The sequence below is a fragment of the Streptomyces sp. NBC_01077 genome (assembly GCF_045162855.1).
In the GTDB taxonomy this organism is placed as follows: domain Bacteria; phylum Actinomycetota; class Actinomycetes; order Streptomycetales; family Streptomycetaceae; genus Streptomyces.
On sequence record NZ_CP108669.1, the window covers coordinates 6320119 to 6337715 of the forward strand.

General features: G+C 71.8%; 17 protein-coding genes and 1 riboswitch. Of the genes, 8 read left to right on the forward strand and 9 right to left on the reverse strand.

The genetic code is table 11. From position 1 onward, the window contains the following. Positions 1 to 68 precede the first annotated feature (68 nt). From rsgA to OG462_RS28820, 3 genes are read right to left on the reverse strand one after another with little or no spacing between them, the layout of a single operon-like run. Positions 69 to 1082: a ribosome small subunit-dependent GTPase A gene (gene rsgA / locus OG462_RS28810; RefSeq protein WP_406061980.1), complete on the reverse strand. Its 1014-nt coding sequence runs from the start codon at positions 1080 to 1082 to the stop codon at positions 69 to 71. Between the two features lie 3 nt (positions 1083 to 1085). After that, positions 1086 to 2417 (reverse strand): 3-phosphoshikimate 1-carboxyvinyltransferase, encoded by a 1332-nt coding sequence (gene aroA, locus OG462_RS28815; RefSeq protein WP_406061982.1) that lies wholly within the window; start codon positions 2415 to 2417, stop codon positions 1086 to 1088. A 20-nt stretch (positions 2418 to 2437) separates the two neighbouring features. Further along, positions 2438 to 3121: a M50 family metallopeptidase gene (locus tag OG462_RS28820; RefSeq protein ID WP_406061984.1), complete on the reverse strand. Its 684-nt coding sequence runs from the start codon at positions 3119 to 3121 to the stop codon at positions 2438 to 2440. A gap of 49 nt (positions 3122 to 3170) precedes the next feature. Here OG462_RS28820 and OG462_RS28825 point away from each other — a divergent pair, with 49 nt between their 5' ends. From OG462_RS28825 to def, 8 genes are all read left to right on the forward strand, one after another. Further along, positions 3171 to 3986: an SOS response-associated peptidase gene (locus OG462_RS28825; protein ID WP_406061985.1), complete on the forward strand. Its 816-nt coding sequence runs from the start codon at positions 3171 to 3173 to the stop codon at positions 3984 to 3986. Between the two features lie 191 nt (positions 3987 to 4177). Next, positions 4178 to 4810, forward strand: a complete 633-nt coding sequence (locus tag OG462_RS28830; protein ID WP_406066761.1) for an alpha/beta family hydrolase — start codon at positions 4178 to 4180, stop codon at positions 4808 to 4810. Positions 4811 to 5051: 241 nt separating this feature from the next. Continuing rightward, positions 5052 to 5708 carry a sigma-70 family RNA polymerase sigma factor gene (locus OG462_RS28835; RefSeq protein WP_056558039.1) on the forward strand — a complete coding sequence of 219 codons (657 nt, stop codon included), beginning with the start codon at positions 5052 to 5054 and terminating at the stop codon, positions 5706 to 5708. After that, positions 5705 to 6022, forward strand: coding sequence for a mycothiol system anti-sigma-R factor (gene rsrA / locus OG462_RS28840; protein WP_406061987.1), 318 nt, complete (start codon positions 5705 to 5707; stop codon positions 6020 to 6022). The genes OG462_RS28835 and rsrA overlap by 4 nt, the downstream gene beginning before the upstream one ends. 150 nt (positions 6023 to 6172) lie before the next feature. Continuing rightward, entirely contained in the window at positions 6173 to 7579 is a 1407-nt protein-coding gene (locus OG462_RS28845) for an HD-GYP domain-containing protein (RefSeq protein WP_406066763.1), read from the forward strand. Further along, positions 7576 to 8868, forward strand: a complete 1293-nt coding sequence (locus OG462_RS28850; protein ID WP_406061989.1) for an HD-GYP domain-containing protein — start codon at positions 7576 to 7578, stop codon at positions 8866 to 8868. The genes OG462_RS28845 and OG462_RS28850 overlap by 4 nt, the downstream gene beginning before the upstream one ends. A gap of 79 nt (positions 8869 to 8947) precedes the next feature. Further along, positions 8948 to 9928, forward strand: a complete 981-nt coding sequence (locus tag OG462_RS28855) for a tetratricopeptide repeat protein (protein ID WP_406061990.1) — start codon at positions 8948 to 8950, stop codon at positions 9926 to 9928. An 82-nt stretch (positions 9929 to 10010) separates the two neighbouring features. Beyond that, entirely contained in the window at positions 10011 to 10643 is a 633-nt protein-coding gene (gene def, locus OG462_RS28860) for a peptide deformylase (protein WP_406061992.1), read from the forward strand. A 70-nt stretch (positions 10644 to 10713) separates the two neighbouring features. On the opposite strand, the gene OG462_RS28865 is transcribed toward def, so the two are convergent. The 6 genes from OG462_RS28865 to OG462_RS28890 form a co-directional block, all read right to left on the reverse strand. Continuing rightward, positions 10714 to 11730, reverse strand: coding sequence for a ribonucleotide-diphosphate reductase subunit beta (locus tag OG462_RS28865; RefSeq protein ID WP_351895348.1), 1017 nt, complete (start codon positions 11728 to 11730; stop codon positions 10714 to 10716). Beyond that, on the reverse strand, positions 11730 to 14105 hold the full coding sequence (locus OG462_RS28870) for a ribonucleoside-diphosphate reductase subunit alpha (RefSeq protein WP_406061993.1): 2376 nt from the start codon (positions 14103 to 14105) through the stop codon (positions 11730 to 11732). The genes OG462_RS28865 and OG462_RS28870 overlap by 1 nt, the downstream gene beginning before the upstream one ends. Before the next feature lie 132 nt (positions 14106 to 14237). After that, positions 14238 to 14387: riboswitch (cobalamin riboswitch) on the reverse strand. 38 nt (positions 14388 to 14425) lie between these two features. Further along, the gene (locus tag OG462_RS28875; protein WP_406061995.1) at positions 14426 to 14926 is read right to left on the reverse strand and encodes a GNAT family N-acetyltransferase; all 501 of its coding nucleotides are present in this window, start codon (positions 14924 to 14926) and stop codon (positions 14426 to 14428) included. A gap of 43 nt (positions 14927 to 14969) precedes the next feature. Continuing rightward, a complete protein-coding gene (locus tag OG462_RS28880; protein ID WP_406061996.1) occupies positions 14970 to 15575 on the reverse strand; it encodes a hypothetical protein in 606 nt (201 codons plus the stop codon). Positions 15576 to 15658: 83 nt separating this feature from the next. After that, entirely contained in the window at positions 15659 to 17290 is a 1632-nt protein-coding gene (gene mctP, locus OG462_RS28885; protein WP_406061998.1) for a monocarboxylate uptake permease MctP, read from the reverse strand. Further along, the gene (locus OG462_RS28890; RefSeq protein ID WP_406062000.1) at positions 17287 to 17541 is read right to left on the reverse strand and encodes a DUF3311 domain-containing protein; all 255 of its coding nucleotides are present in this window, start codon (positions 17539 to 17541) and stop codon (positions 17287 to 17289) included. Before OG462_RS28890 ends, mctP begins: the two co-directional genes overlap by 4 nt. Positions 17542 to 17597: the final 56 nt, after the last annotated feature.

Consider the following 17597-nt stretch of genomic DNA (forward strand, 5'->3'; position numbering starts at 1 on the left):
GCGATTATGCACTTACCGGTCGTGGTCGTCCGTAAACGTGTACGGCGCGGCAGCCCGCAAACGCGGGCTCAGTCGCCCTCGCGCCGCTCCCGGGTCGCGAGCAGCCTCCGCAGCGAGACGAGGCGCGCCGGATCGGCGTGCCCCTCAGTCACCCACGCGTCGAGCGCGCAGTCCGGCTCGTCGTGGCTGCATGCGCGCGGACAGTTCTCCGTACCCGGTACGAGCTCGGGGAAGGCGAGGATGACCCGGGACGGGTCGACGTGGTGCAGGCCGAAGGAGCGCACGCCCGGGGTGTCGATGACCCAGCCGCCCTCCCTGTCGTTGAGCGGCAGCGCGAGCGCGGAGGTGGTGGTGTGCCGGCCGCGGCCCGTGACCGCGTTGACGACACCGGTGCTCCGTCGCCGTTCCGGCGGGACCAGGGCGTTGACCAGGGTCGTCTTGCCGACGCCGGAGTGCCCGACGAAGGCGGTGGTCCTGCCCTTGAGGTGCTCGTGGACCCGCTCGGCCGCGACCCCGTCCACGAACTCGTCGCGCGTGGTCACCACGTACGGCACACCGAGCGCGCCGTACATGTCCAGCAGGGTGTCCGGCGACGCCAGGTCCGACTTGGTGAGGACGAGCAGCGGGGTGAGGCCGCCGTCGTACGCGGCGACCAGACAGCGGTCGATCAGCCGCGGGCGCGGCTCGGGGTCGGCGAGCGCGGTGACGATCGCCAGCTGGTCGGCGTTGGCGACGACCACCCGCTCGTACGGGTCGTCGTCGTCGGCCGTGCGGCGCAGCACCGAGCTGCGCTCACCGATCCGCACGATCCGGGCGAGCGTGTCCTTCTCGCCGGAGAGGTCGCCGACGAGCGAGACCCGGTCGCCGACCACGGCGGCCTTGCGGCCCAGTTCGCGCGCCTTCATCGCCGTCACCGCGCGGTCGTCGACCAGAACGGTCAGCCGACCGCGGTCGACGGTGAGGACCATGCCCTCGACGGCGTCCTCGTGCTTCGGGCGGATGGTCGTCCGGGGGCGGGTGCCCTTGCGGTTGGGCCGCTGGCGGATGTCGTCCTCGTCGGTGTTCTTGCCGTAACGCCGCATGGTTCAGGCCCCGAGCATTTCGGTCCACATCATCGGGAAGTCGGGCAAGGTCTTCGCCGTCGTGGCCACGTCCTCGATCTCCACACCCTCGACCGCGAGGCCGATGATCGCGCCCGCCGTCGCCATGCGGTGGTCGTGGTACGTGTGGAAGACGCCGCCGTGCAGCGGTCGCGGGCGGATGTGGAGACCGTCCTCGGTCTCGGTCACATCGCCGCCCAGCTCGTTGATCTCCTTGGTGAGCGCCGCGAGCCGGTCCGTCTCGTGCAGTCGCAGATGGGCGACCCCGCGCAGGGTCGACGGGGAGTCCGCGAGGGCCGCGACCGCGGCGATGCCGGGCGTCAGCTCGCCGACCTCGCCGAGGTCCACGTCGATGCCGTGGATCCGGCCCGTACCGGTGAAGGTCAGGCCCGCCTCGGTCAGCTCGCAGGAGCCACCCATCTCGGTGAAGATCTCCCGCAGCGCGTCACCGGGCTGGGTGGTTCGCGCCGGCCAGTCCGGGACCGTCACGCGGCCGCCGGTGATCAGGGCGGCCGCCAGGAACGGCTGCGCGTTCGACAGGTCGGGCTCGACGACCAGGTCGCGGCCGCGCAGCGCGGAGGGCGCCACCCGCCACACGTTCGGGGCGCCGCCGTGCTCGGGCTCGTCGACCTGGGCGCCGACCGCGCGCAGCATGTCGACCGTCATCCGGATGTGCGGCAGCGAGGGCAGTCGCGACCCCACGTGCCGTACCTCGACGCCCTGGTTGAAGCGGGGGGCCGACAGCAGCAGGGCGCTCACGAACTGGGAGGACGAGGAGGCGTCGATCTCGACCGTGCCGCCGTCCAGACCGCCGGCGCCGTGCACGGTCAGCGGGAGGGCGCCGCGGCCCTCGTCGTCGATGCGGGCGCCGAGGGCGCGCAGCGCGTCGATCACGCCGTGCAGCGGGCGCTCGTGGGAGCGGGGGTCGCCGTCGAAGCGCACCGGGCCGTCGGCGAGCGCCGCGACCGGGGGCAGGAAGCGCATGACCGTACCGGCGTTGCCGACGTCGACGGTCGCGGGGCCGCGCAGCGGGGAGGGAATGATCCGCCAGGCCTCGCCGGAGCCGTCGGGGCCGATGCCTTCCTCGATCTTGACGCCGAGGGTACGGAGCGCCTCGGCCATCAGAAGGGTGTCCCGGGAGCGCAGCGGGCGGCGCAGCCAGCCGGGCTCGGCGGCGAGCGCGGCGAGCACCAGGGCGCGGTTGGTGACCGACTTCGATCCGGGCACGGTGACGGTCGCGTCGACGGCGCCGCGGGCATACGGGGCGGGCCAGAGGTCGGTGGGCGGGTCGGTGTGCGCGGAGGTGGCTGCGGTCATGGACTCACTGTACGGGGGAGTCAGAAGCCCAGGAGCCAGCGCCCGCCGCCGATCAGGGCCGAGATCGCGAGCGCGTGGAAGAAGAACAGCCACACTCCGGCGGGCACGTGGGTGAGCCGCGAGAGCTGGTCCGCGTCCGAGTCGGGGGCGCCGCCGTGGCGCCGTTTCGCCTGCAGCTCGAAGGCCGGGCGGACGCCGCCGAGCAGCAGGAACCAGACCACGGCGTACGCGAAGACCGACTGGACCTCCGGGGCGGTCAGCCAGGAGACGAGGAGGAAGGCGGCGCCGGTGAGGAGGACGGTGAGGATCCCGTACGCGTTGCGGACCATCACCAGCATCGCGAGCAGCAGGGCCGTCGCCACCCAGAGCAGCAGGGTGACCCGGTGGGTGCCGAGCAGGGCGGCGCCGCCGAGGCCGAGCAGCGGGGCCGCCGGGTAGCCGGCGGCCAGGGTGAGGACCACGCCGATGCCGGTCGGGCGGCCGCGGCTCACGGTCAGTCCGCTGGTGTCCGAGTGCAGCCGGATCGCTTCCAGGCGCCGGCCGGTGGCGAGGGCCACGAGTCCGTGGCCGCCCTCGTGGGCGATGGTGATCGCGTTGCGGGCGAGCAGCCAGACACGGCGGGGCACGGTGACGGCGAGGGCGGCGACGCCGGTGGCGATCACCAGCCACTCGGCCGGAGCGGCCTGCGGGCTGAAGAGGTCCATGATGCGGGCCGCTCCTCGGGTGGTCGGGGATCGTGGCAGTGTGGCACGTATGTGCGGAAGGTATGCAGCGAGTCGGCGGCCCGAGGACCTCGTCGGCCTTTTCGGGGTGGAGAAGTGGGAGCCGGAGGAGGCTCTGGCCCCGGACTGGAACGTGGCCCCCACCAAAGAGGTCTGGGCCGTTCTGGAGCGTCCTCTGAAAGACGCAGGATCCCGGCGTCCGGTTCGCCAGCTGCGGGCGTTGAAATGGGGCCTCGTACCGTCCTGGGCGAAGTCGCCCGAGGGCGCCGCCCGGATGATCAACGCGCGTGCCGAGACCCTGGACGAGAAGCCCTCCTTCAAGCGGGCGTTCGCGGCCCGCCGGTGCATCCTGCCCGCCGACGGCTATTACGAGTGGGTGACCGGGGCGGGGGAGCGCGACCTGGAGGTCGAGGGGAAGAAGAAGCGGCCCCGGAAGCAGCCGTACTTCGTGACCCCGGCGGACGGCTCCGTCTTCGCGATGGCGGGTCTGTACGAGTTCTGGCGCGACCGGACCCTTCCCGACGCCCACCCCTCCGCGTGGTGGGTGACCTGCTCGGTGATCACCACCGAGGCGGAGACCGGACCGCTGGGCGTGGCCCCGGCCGAGGGCCCGCACGCGCTCGCCGACATCCACCCCCGGATGCCGCTGATGCTCACCGAGGACCGCTGGGACGCCTGGCTCGACCCGGCCGCCACGCACCCGGAGGAGCTGCGCGGGCTGCTCGCCCCGCCGCCCGGGGGCCTCATGCGTGCCTACCCGGTGGCGACCGCGGTCAGCAACGTCCGCAACAACGGGCCCGAACTCCTGACGGAGCTGGAGGGCCCGGAGGTCGGCACGCTCTTCTGACCGGAGGTCGGCTCGCTCCTCCGGCCGGAGGTCGGCATGCTCTCCTGGCCGAGGTCGGCACGCTCCTCCGGCCGGAGCTCGGCACGCTCTCCTGGCCGAGGTCGGCTCGCTCGTCCGAACCACGCCCGCCTCACCCCCTCCCGAAACCCCTTCCGGCGCGGTCGTGGAGGCAGGATGGGGGCGTGACCGACGTGACACAGTACGAGACCGTTTCCACCGACGCCGGGGACGCGCGCGTGGCCTGGTCCGAGGGGACGAAGCCGTGGGCCGTCCTCGCCCTCGGCCACGGCGCCGGCGGCGGCATCGAGGCCCGTGACCTCCAGGCCCTGGCCGCCGCGCTGCCCGCCCGGGGCGTGACCGTCGCCCTCGTCGAGCAGCCCTGGCGGGTCGCGGGCAAGAAGGTCGCACCCGCCCCGAAGACCCTGGACACCGGCTGGCGCGGCCTCTGGCCGGCCCTCGCGCGGCCCGGGCTCCCGGTGATCGCGGGCGGCCGCAGCGCCGGCGCCCGGGTCGCCTGCCGCACCGGACGGGAGCTGGGTGCGCTCGCCGTCCTCGCGCTGAGCTTCCCGCTGCACCCGCCGGGCAGGCCGGAGAAGTCCCGCGCCGACGAGCTCCTCGGCGCGGGCCTGCCGACGCTCGTCGTGCAGGGCGGCAACGACCCCTTCGGGCGCCCCGGGGAGTTCCCGGACGGCTCGTACGGACTGGTCGAGATCCCGTACGGCGACCACGGCTTCGCCCTGCCGAAGCGCGCGCCGCTCGGTCCGGACGAGGCCGAGGGGCTGCTCGTGGAGGGCGTCGCCGAGTGGATCTCCGCCCTGCGCTGACCCCCGGGAATGTTGAGTGGGGGACCACTGTTGTTCCGTGCGTCGGTGTGAGAGCAAGGAAGAGGGAGTCCGTCGCATGGGTTCGACCATCTGCCCCGAGCGCGCGCAGGCCGCTGACCTCGACTGGACAGTGCTGCCCGCTCCCAAGGGAGCCAAGATTCGGGCGGCGGTCGGAGCGGTTCCTCGTCTATCCTCCGAAACGAGTGGGTCCGCCCTCGGGCTCGCCGCGGCGCTGGAGGAGGTGGGTCCGGTCACTGGGACCGACACAGGGACCGACGAAGGCCCCGAGGAGACGACCGAGGAGCGCAACGCGCGCTTCGAGCGGGACGCCCTCGGCTACCTCGACCAGATGTACTCGGCCGCACTGCGCATGACGCGCAACCCCGCGGACGCGGAGGACCTCGTGCAGGAGACGTACGCCAAGGCGTACGGATCCTTCCACCAGTTCCGCGAGGGTACGAACCTCAAGGCGTGGCTGTACCGCATTCTCACGAACACCTTCATCAACTCGTACCGCAAGAAGCAGCGTGAGCCCCAGCGCAGCGCCGCCGAGGAGATCGAGGACTGGCAGCTCGCGCGCGCCGAGTCGCACATGTCGACCGGTCTGCGTTCCGCCGAGTCGCAGGCGCTCGACCACCTCCCGGACTCCGACGTGAAGGAAGCCCTCCAGGCGATTCCCGAGGAGTTCCGCATCGCCGTCTATCTCGCGGATGTCGAGGGCTTTGCGTACAAGGAGATCGCGGACATCATGGGGACACCCATCGGTACGGTGATGTCCCGGCTGCACCGGGGTCGCCGCCAGCTGCGCGGCATGCTCGAGGACTACGCTCGCGACCGCGGGCTGGTACCCGCGGGCGCCGGAGAGTCGTCGAACGATCTGAAAGGCTCGGGCTCATGAGCTGCGGAGAGCCGCACGAGACGGATTGCTCGGAAGTCCTGGATCATCTGTACGAGTTCCTCGACAACGAGATGCCCGACACCGACTGCACCAAGTTCGAGGTGCACTTCGAGGAGTGCTCCCCGTGCCTGGAGAAGTACGGCCTGGAGCAGGCGGTGAAGAAGCTCGTCAAGCGCTGCTGCGGCAGTGACGACGTCCCCACCGACCTGCGGTCCAAGGTCATGGGCCGGATCGACCTGATCCGTTCCGGGCACCTGGTGCCCGAGCAGGAGATCGCGCCGATCGTTCCGACGACGCCGGCGACGCAGGAGTAACTCCCCCTTCCGTAGAGGGAGAAGGAAGCCGCCGCGACACGATCGCGGCGGCCTCGTTCGTATATCAGCTTGTATCACCCGATGGTGCGAATCCGCTTCACCGGGCCGTCCAGGACCGTCCAACTCGCTAGCGTGACAGGCGTGATGGGCGTGAAGGTCATTCCGTGCGCGGCCCGCGTGTACATCGGCTGCGCCCTGCTCGGCGCCGGGGCCTCCGCCCTGCCCGCGCTGCGCCCCGGCGCCGCCACCCCCTGGGGCACGGTCGCACTCCTCGCCACCCTGTACGCGCTCTGCGAGCTGCCCGCCCGCTGCCGCCTCCTGGGCCGCGCGGTCGGCGGCTCCGTCCCCATGGGCACCGGCTCCTTCTTCCCCGTCCTCCTCGCCGCCGCCCTCCTCCTGCCACCCGCCGCCGCCGCGCTCACCGCCCTGCCCGGCAGCCTCCTCGCCCGCGTCGACGAACCCCCGGCCGCGCCCCGCCGCGCCTGGCGGGCGGCCGCCACCGCCCTCGCCGTCTGGGCCGCCGCCCAGATCGCCGAGGCCCTCAGCTGCGCCAATGCCCTCGGACACGGGCCGGACGCCCCCGACTTCCCGTACGCGCTGCTGCCCGCCGGTGCCGCCGCGCTCACCTTCTGCCTCGTCCTGACCGCCCTCGACGGCGGCATCCGGGCGACCGCCGACGGGCTGCCCCCGCGGGCCGCCTGGCGCGGACTCCTCGGCCGGGCGCTCGCCCCGCACGCCGTGCACGGGCTCGCCGGACTGATGATGGCCGTCCTCTGGCGCAGCACGTACGGGCCGGTCTCGGCGCTCTTCGTGCTCCTCCCGATGTACATCTCCTGCTGGGTCTTCGCCCAGTACCACCGCGAGCGAGCGGCCCACCAGGCCACCATCCGCGCCCTCGTCCAGGCCGTCGACATCAAGGACCGCTACACCCGCGGCCACAGCGAACGCGTCGGCCACGCCTCCGTCCTGATCGCCCGTGAGCTGGGCATGGCCGAGGAGCGGCTGGACGTCGTCCGGTTCGCCGGCATCCTCCACGACGTCGGCAAACTGGGCGTGCCCACCCGCGTGCTCCGCAAGGACGGGCCGCTCACCCCGGAGGAGCGCCGGGTCATCGAACTGCACCCCGAGTACGGGCACGAGATGGTCCGGGGCATCGGCTTCCTCGGCGAGGCGCGGGCCGCGATCCTCCACCACCACGAGCGGATGGACGGCAGCGGCTACCCGTACGGGCTGCACGGCGACGACATTCCCGAGTTCGCCCGGGTGGTGGCCGTCGCCGACGCCTTCGACGCCATGACCTCCACCCGCTCGTACAGCCGCGCCCGCCCGGTGCCGACCGCCGTCGCCGAACTGGAGCGCTGCGCGGGCAGCCAGTTCGACCCCCGGATGGTCGCCGCCCTCGTCCGGGCCCTGGAGCGGCACGGCTGGCAGCCCGCCGTCACCGCCGACGAGACCCCACCGGCGGGCCCGCCCGGTGGAAACGTGCCCCCGCCGCGTGACACCCCACCGGCGCGACAACCGGAAACACCCGGGACCAGGCCCAAGGAGCGCGCATGAGACCCGGCGCCGTCACCGTCGGCACCGTGTACGGGGCCGCACTGCTGCTGAGCCTCGCCGGCTTCGGCTCCACCCTCTGGTACGGCGTCGACGAACCCGGCAACGCCCTCGCCTTCGGCACCCTCGTCGTCCTCGGCGAGTTCGCCCGCTGGGGCGCCGCACCCGGCGTGGGGGCACCTCCCGTGCGCGAAGCGCCAGGGGGGAGCGAGCCGGCGCCGCTCGCCGCCGCCGGAGCCCTCGCCTACGCCCTGCTCGGAGCCAGCGCCGGGACCGCCACCACCCACGGCGTCCTCCAGATCATCGCCGTCGTCGTCGCCGCCAGGCTCGCCGGGATCGTCCCCCACATCGCCCGGGGCCGAGGCCCCGGCCTCGACCACCTCGCCCGCCGCGTCCTCACCGTCGGCTTCGCCGCACTCTGCTTCCAGCCCCTCTACAACTCCGGCGCCCTCGTCGAGCACCTCGGCCAGGGCCCGCCGTACGCCCTCTTCCTCGTCCTCCTGCTCGTCCTGACCGCCCTCTGCGACGCGGTGCTCGCCGCCCTCGTACTCCGCGCCCGCACGGGATTCCCGTACGGCCCCCTTCTCCGCGACGAACTGCGCGCCCTCCTCGGCATCGGCTCCGCCGTCGGCGCCACCGGCACCGTCATGGCGCTCGGCGTGGCCGCCGCAGGACTCTGGGCACTGCCCGTGCTCGCCGTGCCGCTCCTTCTCACCCAGGTCTCCTTCCGGCGGTACGCGGCCGTGCGCACCGTCAACCGGCAGACCATCGCCTCCCTCGCCCGCGCCACCGAGATCGCCGGCTGCACCCCGCCCGGGCACGCCCACCGGGTCGCCGCCCTCAGCGCGGCCGTCGGACGGGAGCTGGGCCTCTCGGGGGCCGAGCTGGCCGTCCTGGAGCACGCGGCGCTCATGCACGACATCGGCCAGCTCTCCCTCGTCGATCCCGTCGCCGGCGGCGCCACCGCCCTGCTGCCCACCGAGGAGCAGCGCCGGATCGCCCTCCTGGGCGGCGAGGTCGTCCGCAGGACCGGCGTCCCCGAGGCCGTCGCCGTCGTCGTCGAGCGCCAGGCCGACCCGTACCGGGAGCAGCCGCTGCCCGCCCGGATCGTCCGGGCCGTGAACGCCTACGACGACCTCGCGGGCGGCGAGAGCGCGGGCGCCGCCCTCGACGCCCTGGAGCGGCTCCGGCTCGGCACCGCCCGCGACTATCACCCGGATGTCGTCGAATGCCTGGCCAGAGTCCTGGCGCGGGGCGGAACGGCTGGGGTGACCTCCGTCGCCACTGGGTAACCCATGGGTAATGAGCGCGCGTCCGACCGGGCATGGTTGGATGCGAACAAGAGGGTGAAGCGACCGGCAGGCGGGAATCGTGAAGATCTTCGGGAAGGTACGGCATCGGCCCTCCGCCTCATGGCGGCAGGCCACCGACCGCGCGTTCACGCTGATCGGCGACGGCCGGTACGAGGACGCGGGCGCACTCCTGACACGCGCGGCGGATCTTGAGCCCTGGCTCTCGGAGTCCTGGTTCAACCTGGCGCTGCTGCACAAGTTCCGGCACGACTGGGAGCAGGCGCGCGCCGCCGGGCTCCGCGCGGTCGCTCTCCTCGACAAGGAGAGCGGCGCCCCCGACTGGTGGAACGTGGGGATCGCCGCCACCGCGCTCCAGGACTGGCCGCTGGCCCGCCGCGCCTGGCAGGCGTACGGACTGAAGGTGCCCGGCGCCGCCGCCGGCACCGGTGAGCCCGCCGGGATGGAACTGGGCAGCGCCGCCGTCCGGCTCTCGCCCGAGGGCGAGGCCGAGGTCGTGTGGGGCCGCCGGCTCGACCCGGCCCGGATCGAGGTCCTCTCCATCCCGCTGCCGTCCTCCGGGCGCCGCTGGGGCGAGGTCGTCCTCCACGACGGCGTGCCGAACGGCGAGCGCACCACCACCGCCGGCCCCTCATACCCGGTCTTCGACGAGATCGAGCTGTGGGCCCCCTCACCCGTCCCCACCTGGGTCGTCCTCCTGGAGGCGGCCACCGAGGCCGACCGGGACGCCCTGGAGCTGCTCGCCGCGGAAGCGGGCTTCGCCGCCGAGGACTGGTCGTCCTCCGTGCGGCTGCTCTGTCGTGCCTGCTCCGAGTCGACCATGCCGAGCGCGGAGGGCGAGGGCGAGCACTCCGACCCGCACGACCACAGCGAGCCGGGCCACCCGGGGCCGCTCGGGCACCGCTCGCCGGGCGAGCTGTGGGTCCCGGAGCGGGAGTGCGGCATCGCGGCCCCGGCGGGCCTGGTGCGGGGACTCCTCGACGGCTGGGTGGCGGACAGTCCCGACAGTCGCGAGTGGCGCGATCTCGAAGAGGTCTGCTGAGCCCGGGGGTGGCTCCTGGATCAGGCCGGGCCCGTAGGCTGTCTCTCGACGGAATCGGGTTTTCAGGAAGGCGCGGCCGGACATGGCGCAGCAGGAGACGGACGAGCAGGCCATCAACGACGGGTTCGTCGTGGACACGGAGGACTGCGAGGCGCGCGAGCTCGCCCACCGTGAGCGCGGCACCGCCCGCCCGATCACGGTGGTCGGCAACCCGGTGCTCCACAAGGAGTGCAAGGACGTCACCGAGTTCGACGACTCGCTCGCGGCACTCATCGACGACATGTTCGCCAGCCAGAAGGCCGCCGAGGGCGTGGGCCTCGCCGCGAACCAGATCGGTGTGGACCTCAAGGTCTTCGTCTACGACTGCCCCGACGACGAGGGCCTCCGGCACACCGGTGTCGTGATCAACCCGGTCCTCCAGGAGCTCCCGGCCGAGCTGCGCGTCCTCGACGAGTCCAACGAGGGCTGCCTCTCCGTCCCGACCGCCTACGCGGAGCTGGCCCGCCCCGACTACGCGGAGGTCCACGGCCAGGACGCCCAGGGCAACCCGATCAAGGTGCGCGGCACCGGCTACTTCGCCCGCTGCCTCCAGCACGAGACGGACCACCTGTACGGCTACCTGTACATCGACCGCCTCTCCAAGCGGGACCGCAAGGACGCCCTGCGCCAGATGGAAGAGGGCACCCCGCGCTACGAGACGGTGCCGAACGCCTGATCCCGGTATGCGTACGAGAGGGGCCCCGCACTCGCATGAGTGCGGGGCCCCTCTCACGTACAGGCCGGGCCTAGAAGTCCTCGTCCAGGTCCACCGAGCCCTCGACCGCCACCTGGTAGGCGGACGGGCGGCGCTCGAAGAAGTTGGTCAGCTCCTGGACGCCCTGGAGCTCCATGAACGCGAACGGGTTCTCGGAGCCGTACACCGGGGCGAAGCCGAGGCGCTGGAGGCGCTGGTCGGCGACGCACTGGAGGTACTCGCGCATCGACTCGGTGTTCATGCCCGGCAGGCCGTCGCCGCACAGGTCGCGGCCGAACTGCAGCTCCGCCTCGACGGCCTCCTTCAGCATGTCCGTGACCTGCTGCTGAAGCGCGTCGTCGAAGAGCTCCGGCTCCTCCTTGCGGACGGTGTCCACGACCTCGAAGGCGAAGTTCATGTGCATCGTCTCGTCTCGGAACACCCAGTTGGTGCCGGTCGCGAGACCGTGCAGCAGACCGCGGGACCGGAACCAGTACACGTACGCGAAGGCGCCGTAGAAGAACAGGCCCTCGATGCACGCGGCGAAGCAGATCAGGTTCAGCAGGAAGCGGCGCCGGTCGGCCTGGGTCTCCAGGCGGTCGATCTTCTCCACCGAGTCCATCCAGCGGAAGCAGAACTGCGCCTTCTCGCGGATGGAGGGGATCTCCTCGACCGCGTCGAACGCGGCGGCGCGGTCGTCCGGGTCGGGCAGGTAGGTGTCGAGCAGCGTCAGATAGAACTGGACGTGCACGGCCTCCTCGAACAGCTGGCGCGACAGGTACAGGCGCGCCTCCGGGGAGTTGATGTGCTTGTAGAGCGTCAGGACCAGGTTGTTCGAGACGATCGAGTCGCCCGTCGCGAAGAACGCGACCAGACGGCCGATCATGTGCTGCTCACCGGGGGTGAGCTTGGCGAGGTCGGCGACGTCCGAGTGGAGGTCGACCTCCTCGACGGTCCAGGTGTTCTTGATCGCGTCCCGGTAGCGCTCGTAGAAGTCCGGGTAGCGCATCGGACGCAGGGTCAGCTCGAAGCCCGGGTCGAGGAGGTTCTTCTGTTCGGTGGAGCTCATTACTGGCAGGCCTCGCAGGACTCGGGGTTTTCCAGGGAGCAGGCGAGGGCGTCCGCGTCGGGGGCCGCCTGCTGTACGGGGATGGTGGCGGCGGCCGTCGACGCCTGGGCGGCGCGGGCGATCCGGGTCGCCGGGCGGGAGCGCAGGTAGTACGTCGTCTTCAGGCCCTGCTTCCAGGCGTACGCGTACATCGACGACAGCTTGCCGATCGTCGGCGTCTCCAGGAACAGGTTCAGCGACTGCGACTGGTCCAGGAACGGCGTCCGGGCGGCGGCCATGTCGATCAGGCCGCGCTGCGGGATCTCCCACGCCGTGCGGTACAGCTCGCGCACCTCGGCCGGGATCCAGGTGAAGCCCGCGACCGAGCCGCTGGCGTCGCGCAGCGCGTCCCGGGTCTGGGCGTCCCACACGCCGAGCCGCTTCAGCTCGTCGACGAGGTACGAGTTGACCTGGAGGAACTCGCCCGACAGCGTCTCGCGCTTGAAGAGGTTGGAGACCTGCGGCTCGATGCACTCGTAGACGCCCGCGATCGAGGCGATGGTCGCCGTCGGCGCGATGGCGAGGAGCAGGCTGTTGCGCATGCCGACGGCGGCGATCCGCTCGCGCAGGGCGGCCCAGCGCTCCGGCCAGTTGAGCTCCACGTCGTAGTGATCCGGGTGCAGGACACCGCGGGCCGCGCGGGTCTTGTCCCAGGCGGGGACCGGGCCGTTGCGCTCGGCGAGGTCGGCGGAGGCCTCGTACGCGGCGAGCATGATGCGCTCGGCGATCCGGGTGGACAGCGCGCGCGCCTCGGGGGAGTCGAACGGCAGCTTCAGCTGGAAGAAGACGTCCTGGAGGCCCATCGCGCCCAGGCCCACCGGCCGCCAGCGGGCGTTGGATCGCCCGGCCTGCTCGGTCGGGTAGAAGTTGATGTCGACGACCCGGTCGAGGAACGTGACGGCCGTGCGGACGGTCGCGTCGAGCCGCTCCCAGTCGATGTCCGAACCGACCACGAACGCGCCGAGGTTGACCGAGCCCAGGTTGCAGACCGCGGTCTCGCCGTCGTCCGTGACCTCCAGGATCTCCGTGCAGAGGTTGGAGGAGTGGACGGTGTGGCCGGGCTCGGCGGTCTGGTTGGCCGTCCGGTTCGAGGCGTCCTTGAAGGTCATCCAGCCGTTGCCGGTCTGGGCCAGGGTCCGCATCATCCGGCCGTACAGGTCGCGGGCCGGCATCGTCTTGCGGGCCAGGCCCGCCGCCTCGGCCTTGTGGTAGGCGGCGTCGAACTCCTCGCCCCACAGGTCGACCAGTTCGGGCACGTCCGCCGGGGAGAACAGCGACCAGTCGGCGTCGGCGTTGACCCGGCGCATGAACTCGTCCGGGATCCAGTGCGCCAGGTTCAGGTTGTGCGTACGGCGCTGGTCCTCGCCGGTGTTGTCGCGGAGCTCCAGGAACTCCTCGATGTCCGCGTGCCAGGTCTCCAGGTAGACGGCGGCGGCGCCCTTGCGGCGGCCGCCCTGGTTCACGGCGGCGACGGAGGCGTCGAGGGTCTTCAGGAACGGCACGATGCCGTTGGAGTGCCCGTTGGTGCCCCGGATCAGCGAACCGCGGGCCCGGATGCGGGAGTAGGAGAGGCCGATGCCGCCCGCGTGCTTCGAGAGACGCGCCACCTGGTGGTAGCGGTCGTAGATGGAGTCCAGCTCGTCCTGCGGGGAGTCCAGGAGGTAGCAGGAGGACATCTGCGGGTGACGGGTACCGGAGTTGAAGAGCGTGGGGGAGGACGGCAGGTAGTCCAGCCGGCTCATCAGGCGGTAGAGCGCCGTGACCTCGTCGAGCGCGTGGACGCTCTCGTCCTCCGCCAGGCCGCAGGCCACCCGGAGCATGAAGTGCTGCGGGGTCTCGATGACCTTGCGGGTGATCGGGTGGCGCAGCAGGTAGCGGGAGAAGAGGGTGCGCAGACCGAAGTAGCCGAAGCGGTCGTCGGCGGCCGCGTCGATGGTCGCGTCGAGCCGGTCGGCGTGCAGCGCGACGAACTCGGCGGTGCGGTCGGCGATCAGGCCCTCGTGGTGACCGACGGCGACGGAGGCGGAGAAGGAGAACGCGCCCTGGCCGGCCGCCTCGTCGGCGATCGTGATCGTCAGGAGCCGGGCGGCGAGCCGGGAGTACGCCGGGTCCTCGGCGATCAGACCGGCGGCCGCCTCGGTGGCCAGTTCGCGCAGTTCCGCCTCGTCCGCGACGGCGCTGCGGCCGCGGAGCGCGGCGGCGGCGACCTTGCCGGGGTCGGTGTCGGGGAGATCGGCGGTGAGGTCGGTCAGGGTCCGCAGCAGCACGGTCCCGGGGCCGTCGCTCTCGACCGCGGAAGCCTCGGCGGAAGCCGGATCGGCGGGCGCGATGGTCACGTGGGGGCTCTCCCTCGCTCGGCTCGGGGCCGCGGCGGGGGAAGGCGGGCAGACGGGCATCCGTAACGCCGGACGCGACGCTTCCACCGGCCCACTCCGCGAGGCCCGGACGTCATTGGCACCCGGAACGGACGGACCGGGTGCGCTGTCGGCAGGTCCTCGGACTCACCTCGCCCGAATATGTCGTATCCGTACGAAGCACACCGTTGCGGGACAGTTCCGGATTCGCGCCGGATTCCCCTGCGTCGACAGCGAGGTCGAGCATACATGTGGGGGGCGCCGCTTGCGGCACCCCCCACATGTTGTGTCGCGCCTCCGGCTCAGAACTCCAGGGCGTACGTACGCAGCCGATGGTCGGGGATCGGCTCCCAGTCCCGGTCAGGGGTGCGGAGGAAGCCCAGGCGCTCGTATATCCGGTGCGCGGAGACCATCGAGACGTCCGTGGACAGCACGATGCGACGGCACCCGGGGAGGGCCCGCGCCCGCTCGATACAGGCCCGTACGAGGGCCTCTCCGACGCCCCGGCCACGGGCCTCCCGGGAGACCGCGAGCATCCGGAACTCGGCCTCGCCCTCGACCGCGATGTCCGCCCAGGGGGTGGCGCCGGTGGCGAAGGTCACCCCGCCGAGCAGCCGCCCGTCGCCGTCCTCGGCGACGAGCACCTCGCTCTCGCGCGCCCGCCGTGCCGTGTCCCTGAGCACGTCCAGGTACGAGTCCTCCGCCCCGTACTTCAGCAGTCCGTCGTTCAGATAGGTTCCCGCGGTGAGCTCACCGAGCGCCTCGTAGTCCTCGGGCCGTACCGCCCTGATGGTGAAGTCCATGAGGGCAGTGTGCCTCCGGCCGGCCACCTGCTCCCAACGGGATTCAGCCGCCCGCCCCCACCGAGTTGTCGGGGGCGCCGTCGCCCACCGGCGGCAGGTCGCCCCGCTCGACGGGCTGCCCGGGGCCGGTCTCCTCCGGCAGGACGGCGTCGAGCTCGGCGGCATCGGCCCGGTGGGCGCGCTCGGCGGCGCCCTCGAGCACGTTCCGGGACAGGGTGGGCGGGGCGGCGACCTCGACGCGCAGCCCGTTCTCCTCGCGCACGTACGCGTGCCGTTCGGCGGACCGCAGGTACCACCGGTCGCCGTCCCGGACGCAGCTGTCCTGCTCGGCGGTGATCGTCGCGGCGCACTCCTCGTCCGAGAAGGGGCGGCGCTCGGCGGAGACGGTGAGGCGGACGCCGTCCTTCGTCACGTAGGTGACCTGGAAGCCGTCGTCGCCGATGACCCCCGACGCCATCCGGGACACCTCGAAGCCCTCGGCCCCGGTGACGTACACATGGTCCTTGTCGGTCTGCGCCCAGCGGGCGCGGGCGTCCAGCTCGGCCGGGCCGGGCGTGGGTCGCCCGCCCGCCGTCTCGGTGCCGCAGCCGGTGACGGCGAGGGCCAGGGGGAGGAGGGCGAGCAGGGTGGGGCGTGGTCCGATCCGCATGTCCCGCATCCTCGCGCAGGGACGGCGAAGGCCGCCATGCCTCCGGGGGAAGCAGGGCGGCCTTCGTCGGGTCCGGCGGTGGATCAGTGGGTCTCGGCGCCGACCTTCGGGAGCTTCGGGTCGACCCCGCGGTCACCCGCGTCGGCCGTGTAGTCCTCCGGAGAGGTCTGGTCGACGCCCTCCGGGGCCTTGACGGCCTTGAGGACGAAGGTCAGGACGACCGTGACGACGAGGTTGAGGAGGAAGGCGGTGAGACCGATGTAGCCGATCTCGCCGATGCCCGGGATCTCCGCGGAGGAGCCGCCGAAGTGCTTCTGGGTCGGGCTGGCGACCCCGTACGCGGCGACCGTGCCGTAGATCATGCCGACGGCCCAGCCGGCGAGCAGCGCCCAGCGGTGGAACCAGCGGGTGAAGAGACCGCCGACGAGGGCCGGGAAGGTCTGCAGGATCCAGATGCCGCCGAGCAGCTGGAAGTTGATCGCGACCGTCTTGTCCATGGTGAGGACGAAGGCGAGCGCGCCGACCTTCACCAGGAGCGAGACCAGCTTGGAGACCTTGGTCTCCTGGGCCGGGGTGGCGTTCGGCTTGATGAAGTCCTTGTAGATGTTGCGGGTGAAGAGGTTGGCCGCGGCGATCGACATGATCGCGGCGGGGACGAGCGCGCCGATGCCGATCGCGGCGAACGCGACGCCCGCGAACCAGTCCGGGAACATGGTCTCGAAGAGCTGCGGGATGGCGAGCTGGCCGTTCTTCACCTGGATGCCGGCGGCGATCGCCATGAAGCCGAGCAGCGCGAGCAGGCCCAGCATCAGCGAGTACAGCGGCAGGATCGTGGTGTTGCGGCGGATGACCTCGCGGCTCCGGGACGACAGGGTCGCCGTGATGGAGTGCGGGTACATGAAGAGCGCGAGCGCCGAGCCGAGCGCCAGCGTGGCGTAGCCCCACTGACCCATCTCGCCGGGCACGAGCGAACCGCGCGGCTTGCCGGTCGCCGGGTTGGTCTGCGCGTACGCCTCGCCCGCCTTGGCGAAGATCTCGTCGAAGCCGCCCAGCTTGATCGGGATGTAGATGATCGCCACCGCGATGACGATGTAGATCAGGGTGTCCTTGACGAAGGCGATGAGCGCGGGGGCGCGCAGACCCGAGGAGTACGTGTACGCCGCGAGGACACCGAAGGCGATGAGCAGCGGCAGGTCCTTGATGAACCAGTGGGTGTTCTCGCCGCCGCCGACGCCCATCACGTCCAGGACGGCCTGGATGCCGACGAGCTGGAGCGCGATGTACGGCATGGTGGCGAGGATGCCGGTGACCGCCACCGCGAGGGAGAGGCCCTTGGAGTCCCAGCGGCCGCGCACGAAGTCCGAGGTGGTGACGTACCCGTGCTTGTGCGAGACCGACCAGAGGCGCGGCAGGAAGGTGAAGATCAGCGGGTACACCAGGATCGTGTACGGGACGGCGAAGAAGCCGGCCGCGCCCGCCGCGTAGATGGCCGCCGGGACGGCGACGAAGGTGTACGCGGTGTAGAGGTCGCCGCCGAGCAGGAACCAGGTCACCCAGGTGCCGAACGACCGGCCGCCCAGGCCCCATTCGTCGAGGCTGTTCTCGTTCTCGGCCCTGCGCCAGCGCGAGGCGAGGAATCCCATGACCGTGACGGCCAGGAAGAAGAAGATGAAGACGGCGAGTGCCACGCCGTTCACGCCGGTCACGTCCTTCATCGTGCGTCACCTCCCTTGCGGGCACGCTGGTCCAGCTGCCACAGCTTGTACGCGATCATGGTGAGTGCGGTGGAGATCAGCACCCAGAGCATCTGGTACCAGTAGAAGAACGGGATGCCCGCGAAGAGCGGTTCGACCTTCGCGTACGAACTCACCCAGAGCATCGCCACGAACGGCGCGAACAGACAGAGTGCGATCACCACCCGCAGGGGCGTGATGGTGGGTTGTTTCCCTTGTGTCGCTTCTGACATGGCGATTCCGGTCCCCTCACTGATCACCTCGGTAATGCTGGGGAAATCTAGGGGAC

Excerpts from the sequence above, each read along its gene's own strand:
- OG462_RS28825 (WP_406061985.1), top strand. The coding sequence starts at position 3,171 with ATGTGCGGAAGGTATGCAGCGAGTCGGCGGCCCGAGGACCTCGTCGGC.
- aroA (WP_406061982.1), bottom strand. The coding sequence starts at position 2,417 with ATGACCGCAGCCACCTCCGCGCACACCGACCCGCCCACCGACCTCTGG.
- OG462_RS28820 (WP_406061984.1), bottom strand. The coding sequence starts at position 3,121 with ATGGACCTCTTCAGCCCGCAGGCCGCTCCGGCCGAGTGGCTGGTGATC.
- OG462_RS28875 (WP_406061995.1), bottom strand. The coding sequence starts at position 14,926 with ATGGACTTCACCATCAGGGCGGTACGGCCCGAGGACTACGAGGCGCTC.
- rsrA (WP_406061987.1), top strand. The coding sequence starts at position 5,705 with ATGAGCTGCGGAGAGCCGCACGAGACGGATTGCTCGGAAGTCCTGGAT.
- rsgA (WP_406061980.1), bottom strand. The coding sequence starts at position 1,082 with ATGCGGCGTTACGGCAAGAACACCGACGAGGACGACATCCGCCAGCGG.
- OG462_RS28890 (WP_406062000.1), bottom strand. The coding sequence starts at position 17,541 with ATGTCAGAAGCGACACAAGGGAAACAACCCACCATCACGCCCCTGCGG.
- mctP (WP_406061998.1), bottom strand. The coding sequence starts at position 17,290 with ATGAAGGACGTGACCGGCGTGAACGGCGTGGCACTCGCCGTCTTCATC.
- OG462_RS28880 (WP_406061996.1), bottom strand. The coding sequence starts at position 15,575 with ATGCGGATCGGACCACGCCCCACCCTGCTCGCCCTCCTCCCCCTGGCC.
- OG462_RS28850 (WP_406061989.1), top strand. The coding sequence starts at position 7,576 with ATGAGACCCGGCGCCGTCACCGTCGGCACCGTGTACGGGGCCGCACTG.
- def (WP_406061992.1), top strand. The coding sequence starts at position 10,011 with ATGGCGCAGCAGGAGACGGACGAGCAGGCCATCAACGACGGGTTCGTC.
- OG462_RS28865 (WP_351895348.1), bottom strand. The coding sequence starts at position 11,730 with ATGAGCTCCACCGAACAGAAGAACCTCCTCGACCCGGGCTTCGAGCTG.